Origin of the sequence: Streptomyces boncukensis (genome assembly GCF_011045075.1) — a bacterium.
Lineage (GTDB): Bacteria > Actinomycetota > Actinomycetes > Streptomycetales > Streptomycetaceae > Streptomyces > Streptomyces boncukensis.
This window is the reverse complement of record NZ_JAAKZZ010000713.1, coordinates 1-2,986: the sequence shown is the minus strand read 5'-3', so window position 1 is coordinate 2,986 and position 2,986 is coordinate 1. Positions and strand designations below refer to the sequence as shown.

Below are 2,986 nucleotides of genomic sequence, written 5' to 3'. Positions count from 1 at the left end.
CGGTGGACGTCGGCTGGTCACTGGCCACCACACGCGCCGCCCTGGAACACCGCGCAGTCCTGACCGGGGACACGACGATCACCTCCGGCGTTACCACCGAGGGGCGCCTGGCGGTGCTCTTCACCGGTCAGGGCTCACAACGCCCCGGGATGGGCCTGGACCTCTACGAGCAGTTCCCCATCTTCGCCGAAGCCTTCGACGCGGTCTGCGCCCGCCTGGATGTCCGACTGGAGCGCCCGCTGCGCGAAGTCCTGGCCGACGGCACCGGTCTGGAGGACACCCTGTGGGCGCAGACCGCCCTGTTCGCCCTCGAAGTCGCCCTCTACCGGCTGGTGGAGTCCTGGGGCGTGGTCCCGGACGTGCTGCTGGGCCACTCCCTCGGCGAGATCACCGCAGCGCACGTCTCCGGCATCCTCGACCTGGACGACGCCTGCACCCTGGTCGCCGAACGTGGCCGCCTCATGCAGGCACTTCCCACCGGCGGCGGCATGCTCGCCGTCCAGGCCACCGAAGCCGACCTCACCGACGCCACCGACCTCGGACTGGACATCGCCGCCGTCAACGGCCCCCAGTCCCTCGTGCTCTCCGGCGACCTGGAGACCATCGAGCGCTACGCGGCCGAGTGCACCGCCCACGGCCGGCGGGTCAACGTCCTTGCGGTCTCGCACGCCTTCCACTCAGCCCTGATGGAGCCGATGCTGGACGACTTCGCCACCGTCCTGGACAGCCTGACCTTCCACCCCGCACGCATCCCGGTCGTATCGAACCTGACCGGAGCGGTCGCCGAGCCCGGCACCATGCAGCAACCCGACTACTGGCTGAACCAGGTCCGCCAGCCCGTCCGCTTCGCCGACGGCGTCGCCACCACGGCCGAGCTCGGAGTCGACCGGTACCTCGAACTCGGCCCCGACGGGGTCCTGTCCGCCATGGCCCGGGACACCGTCAGCGACGCCCTGTTCGTCCCGGCCCTGCGCAAGGACCGCGACGAGGCAGGCAGCGCCCTGACCGCCATCAGCCGCCTGTGGACCACCGGCGCCCGCATCGACTGGTCGAAGGTGTTCGCCGACTGGGGCGGCCGCACGGTCGACCTGCCCACCTACGCCTTCCAGCGTGAGCGGTACTGGCCACAGCCGTCGACCGGAGCAGCCGTCGGCAACGGGCTGGACTCGTGGCGCTATCGGATCGTGTGGAAGCCGTTGAAGCAGCTCACCGAGTCGCCCGCGGCTTCCCTGTCCGGTACCTGGGCGGTCGTCGGGTCGGCCGACGGTCTGCGGGCCGAGATGGTCGCCGCCCTGACGGACGCCGGTGCCACCGCGGTGAGCCTCCCGGTCGACGACGTTCCCAGGACGCGGCAGGATCTGATGGAACTGCTCAAGCACGCGCTCGTCGGGAGCGACCCGCTCGCCGGGGTGGTGTCGCTGACGGCGCTCGACGCCCGTGATGAGAGTGCGGGTGTCGCGGAGACGCTGGAGCTGACCCACGCGCTCGACGACTCCGGCATCGACGCCCGGCTGTGGTGCGTCACTTCGGGCGCGGTGTCGACCGGAGCGTCGGACCCGGTCCGGAATCCCGCGCAGGCGCTCGTCTGGGGACTCGGCCGCGCGATCGACCGCGGCGGCTCGGCCCGCTGGGGCGGCCTGATCGATCTGCCCGAGGAGCCTGCCGCCCGCGACTGGACGCAGTTCGCCGCCGCGCTGCTGTCGGGACCGGAGCAGTTGGCGATCCGTGACGGTCAGGTGCGGGTGCCCCGGCTGGTGCCGGACGCGCCGGAGACGCCGGACCCCGTGGCCGGGGGCGAGCCGGTCCGCTGGCCCGAGTCCGGCACCGTGCTGGTAGCCGGCGGCACCGGCGTGATCGGGGCCGGTGCGGCTCGCTGGCTCGCCGACCACGGCGTCCGGCACCTGCTGCTGACCGGCCGGGACGGCTCTGCTGCGCCCGGCGCGACGGAGCTGGTCGCCGACCTGACCGGGCGCGGGGCGCAGGTCGCGGTCGTGGCCTGCGACCCGGCGGACCGCACCGCTCTGGCGAAGGTACTGGCGGAGATCCCCCGCGAGCATCCGCCGGCGGCGGTCGTGTACGCGCCGGAGATCGCCGCGGACGCCGAACCGTCGGAGCTGACGTCCGCCGGAATCGACGTGATCGACCGCGTCGTGGCCGGTGCCCGGCATCTGCACGAGCTCACCACCGATCTCGGCCTGTCCGCGTTCGTGCTGCTGGCCTCGGCCGACGGGATCTGGGGGAACGCCCGGCAGGCGGCCCGGTCGGCCGTCGGCGCCTACCTCGAAGCGCTGGCCGCTTACCGGGGCGCGGGAGGGGCGGCCGCGGTCTCGGTGGCCTGGGGGCCGTGGAAGGACTCCGGAGCCGGCGATCCGGAAGAGCTGGAGCGGCTGCGGCAGGGCGGGCTGCAGGCGATGCCGCCGGAGGTCGCGACCGGTGTCCTCGGGCGGCTGCCGGACCGGCCCGGCGCCGGCGTCGCTGTCGCCGACGTCAACTGGTCCCGGTTCGCCGCCGCGTATCTCGCGGACCGCGCCCGGCACCTGCTGGCCGACCTGCCCGAGGTGCGCCGCTTGCGGGGCATCGGTGCGGCGGCGGACGGCGCCGACGGTCCTGGCGGTCCCCGCGAGCAGTGGGTGCGGCTGCCGCGTGCCGAGCGGCTCCGCGCGGCCCTGCGACTGGTCCGGGCCCACACGGCGGACGTGCTCGCCTACCCCGATATGGAGGCGGTCGAGCCGGAGCGTGAGTTCCTCGATCTGGGCATGAGCTCCCTGACGGCGATCGAGCTGCGTGACGCCTTGCAGGTCGCCACCGGCGCACCGCTGAGCAGCACGGTCGCGTTCGAACACACGACGCCGACCGCCCTGGCCGAACATGTGCTGCAGGCGCTGCTCGGCCCGGACGCCGACGACGCCGTGGGCGTGGCGGGCGTGGCGGGCGCCGACGCCGAATCGCGCGGCGGCGGGATCCTGCGGTCGCTGCTGCGGGAGGC

At 73.9% G+C, this 2,986-nt stretch carries 1 protein-coding gene; it reads left to right on the top strand.

The window, feature by feature from the left end:
- On the top strand, nt 1–2,986 hold a 2,986-nt coding region (locus G5C65_RS34660), incomplete at both ends, for a type I polyketide synthase (RefSeq protein ID WP_165303033.1).